2 protein-coding genes are annotated in these 3,928 nt (G+C 35.8%); one reads left to right on the forward strand and one right to left on the reverse strand.

Going from position 1 to position 3,928, the window contains the following annotated elements; all coding sequences use genetic code 11:
* Window positions 1-140 precede the first annotated feature (140 nt).
* A complete protein-coding gene (locus ENL20_12660; protein HHE39401.1) occupies window positions 141-2,729 on the reverse strand; it encodes an insulinase family protein in 2,589 nt (862 codons plus the stop codon).
* Window positions 2,730-3,094: 365 nt separating this feature from the next.
* On the opposite strand from ENL20_12660, the gene ENL20_12665 reads away from it, so the two are divergent.
* A partial coding sequence (locus ENL20_12665; GenBank protein HHE39402.1) for a hypothetical protein occupies window positions 3,095-3,928 on the forward strand: 834 nt, incomplete at its 3' end.

A 3,928-nucleotide genomic window follows, 5' to 3' on the forward strand; every position in this document is an offset into this window, starting at 1 on the left:
CATTTGTTCTTATCTTTTAGATTCGGAAGGTTGAGAATGCTCTGAACTTTCCGAATTTTAGTGATAAGAATTTCTGTGTGAGAAACTTCGGAAAGGCAGTAAACTATTTTTTTTGTTTTTTTGTGCCTTTTCGCGGCTATTTACTCCACCATCAAATCCACATTTTCATTCGGTTCGGAAATGATCAAAGCAGTATTTTTGAAATACTTATTTGCCGCTCGTTTGATATCTGCCGGAGTTACTTCTTTCATTTTTTCAGAACTTTTATCAATAAAATCATATCCCAGTCCCATCATTTCATAAAAAGACATATAGTTTGGAAGTTGATTGTCAGTTAAGTATGTCTCCATGATCTTCTGCTGTTCTTCGATTGCCAGATTAATTTCATCGACAGTTACATCTTCCTGTTTAAGTTTTTTTATTTCGTTTTGCAGAACTTCAACCAATTCATCCTTTTTATCAATGGAAGTCTGACTTGTTAGCCGGAAGAATCCGTAATGAGGATCAAAGTCGTAGGAAGCATTTGTGAAATATGCCAGATCATTCACTCCGCGAGTAGCTTTGTGTAGTCTTCCGCGACCACCTCTCAAAATACTCTCGATCACCATCAAAGTCCAGAAGTCAGGAGAATTTATTTTGGGAGCGATGAAGTTCAGATCAATATTAACCTGCTCAAAATCATAACTGTTGATAAATGTCTCGGAAATATCAGGAACTTTTAAAAAAGTTTTTTCGCCTTTGATTTTCCCTTTTGGTATTTTTTTAAAAATCTCTTTTGCATATTCTTCGGCTTCTTCAAATTCCAAATCCCCGAAAAGAGTAATCAAAGTTTTTTCTGTTTTAAAATATTCTTTATGAAGATCGATCAGATCTTCCTGGCTCAAGTTTTGAATGATCTCTATTTTTTTCTCTTCCGGTAATCCGTCTTTCTGTCCGGGATACAATTGCTGCGAACGGAAATCTCGATGTAAATAACCTGCTCTGCTTTGACTTCTTTTATGGTGTTCAATAATTTCATCTTTGAGCAGACTTATTTCAGAATCCGGAAAAGAAGGATTTTGAAATGCATCGAATAACATCTCTTTAAATTCGGGATAATCATCTTTTAAACATTTGAAGGATATCCGCATAAATGAGCCGACCGAAGTCCAGAAAGTAACTGCATGATCTTCTTTCCATTCAGAAAGATCAAGAGGATGATATTTATCAGAACCCTTGAACATAAGTTCCGTCATAAATTCGAGTGTACCTGCATTTTCCAGGGTTTCATATTCTTCTGAAATGGGAAGCGAAATAACTCCCCTGATGATCGGTTTTTCCGTGTTTTTGCGAAATATCAAACTCAAGTTCTTGTTAATCTCAAATTTCTCGGGTTCGGTTTTCTCGACAACAATCTCATCGCTCCTTTCCAGAGTTGATTTTGTGCCTTTCGGCATGGCATAAAAAACTACCCGGTTTTTTGGTATCAAGTGTTTGGAAATTGCAGTTTGGATTTTCTCCGGAGTTAAATTTTCATATTGTTCAATGATCAAACCATAACTATCCGGAATACCGTATCTCATTATATCCCAACCGATCCGGTTACATTCTCTTTCTACTCCCGGAGTCGATAACAATTTCTGCGCCCGTTTGCGATTGATGATATTATCGATATCTTTTTGGAAAATATCTTCCTCTGCATATTTATTTAACTCATCATCGATAATTTTTATTATTTCCTGAATTTGATCCGGATCTTTTGCTTCAAAAGTGATGTTGATCAGCCCTTCCGGGGAATTTGCTGAAATATCCGTATATCCGTAAATATAATTTACGAGTTTTAATTCTTCAACTAATTTGAGCCGGATAGGAGATTTTCTTTTGGAAAATAAAATATCCATCGCAGCATCCAGGGCAGATTCATCTTCATATTCCGAATTCGGTAGAATAGTCGAAATAAAGACAATCGGCTGCTGAATTTCAAATTCCTCCACAAATTCCGGATTTCCATTTCTAGTATTCTGTATGGGAAGATAAACCGGCTCGATTTGTTTTCTGGGAAAATCCTGGAAAGTTTCTTCAATTTTTATCATCATTTCTGACGGATCAAAGTCTCCGACCGCAACAAAAACCATATTATTGGGAGCATATCTTTGTTCATAATAATCCTGCAGCTCATCGCGTGATATTGTTTTAAACAGTTCAGTGTAACCAATAATAGGATATCTTTTGTTGGAATTAGGAAAAACCAATTCCCGATGTCTTTGATAGACCTTTGATCTAGGGGGAGTTGAACGCATGACGATTTCTTTTAAAATTACTTCCTTTTCACGGGCAACTTCCATCGAATCGCAAACACAGAACTGCATTTGTTCGGATAAAATTTTCAGGGCTTCATCCTGGTATTGCTTATCAATAATGATATGAAATGCAGTAGCATCATAAGTCGTGTAAGCATTGACCAATGATCCCATTTCCTTTCCTATTTGCTCATATTCTGCTTCCGTGCGGAATTTTGTCGTACCGCTGGAAACAATATGTTCCAAGTAATGTGAAATTCCTGCTCCGAGATATTTCCCTTCATTAACAGAACCTGTTTTTACAAAACAATAAAAGCCGACCGAAGTGTTGTTTGTATTTTCCTTAACTGCTACTTCCATCCCGTTGGGAAGAGTTTTGAATAGTATCTCGTTTGAGAAAGCCGTAAAATATAAAAGGCATAAAATAATCATTAAGAATGTTTTTTTCATATCATCTCCAATTTATTAATTTTGATCTGTTGATCCCCACACCTTTGAGAGTCGTTGATCCCCACACCTGAAGGAATGGGTTATTGATTTTCCTTTTTTCAAATAAAAGTATCAATAACCCCTAACTTTAGGTAGGGGAAACTTTCTCAAAACACTACAGAAAACTTTCGCCTAACTTATTTCAATCGTATTTTTGTAAATGATTTTTTGGTTTTTATTGATATAACTGCTTTTTATCGAGTTATGTAAATGGTATAAATCATCGTTAAGGATTAGGATAAAAAAAATAAAAAAAATATTTGACAGATATTTCCTCAAAAAGAAATTCGGCAAGTTGAGATTTAAATAAAAAAATAGGAGGGAAGATGAAAAAGTTAGTTTTAGTTTTTAGTTTTTTGTTGTTAACAAGCTTGTTTTATGCACAAGCACTTCCGGATAATTGGATTGGTGATTCTGGAATAGATACATACCAAGAAGGTACTACTATTCATGGAGGAACTTATAGTTGTCGTGTGGATGTGAATACCGGAACCCAAAGTAATTGTGATTTAGAAAATGATACAATTATTAATGTCACTGCTGGTAATACTTATACTTTTTCTTTCTGGGCTTATACAAGCACACATGTAAGAGTTACAGGAGTGTTAGATTGGGCTGGAGCATCAAGCACATATTCTAACCAATATGTTGGACCTGATACTGGAGGTTGGGCACAATTCAGTTATAGTAGTACGGTACCAACTGGTGCAACAGGAGTATATCTCAGGATGAGGTTCTATGATACATCTGGTTTCTCAGCACCAGAAACACAATATGTGGATGATGTAACATTTGAATCACCAACTGGAACACCATTAACAGTTACAAATGGCGGTATGGAAAACTGGCCAGCAGGAAATCCTATCGAGAGAGCTTATACTAGAAGTTCCACCAGGATGGATGTTGTTTATCAAGGTTCAGTTACTTCTGTTGATCCTGCTGATTATACATTAACAGGAACAGCAACCATAACCTTTACAACTGCAGCTATTGATGGAACAGATGATAGAATTGTCCATTTGTATGGTGGTTCACCTGCAATGTCTGCTGATTTAACTATGGACAATATCGATGATACTGCTGAAAATCTTGATTTTTATGCTGGTATTATGCCAATTTCTAATTCCAATACTAATAATCCCACTCGAGCTACAATGTTA

The organism is Candidatus Cloacimonadota bacterium, from assembly GCA_011372345.1.
In the GTDB taxonomy this organism is placed as follows: domain Bacteria; phylum Cloacimonadota; class Cloacimonadia; order Cloacimonadales; family TCS61; genus DRTC01.

Bases quoted from the DNA above. Each gene is read 5' to 3' on its own strand.
- ENL20_12660 (HHE39401.1), bottom strand. From the start codon at position 2,729: ATGAAAAAAACATTCTTAATGATTATTTTATGCCTTTTATATTTTACG.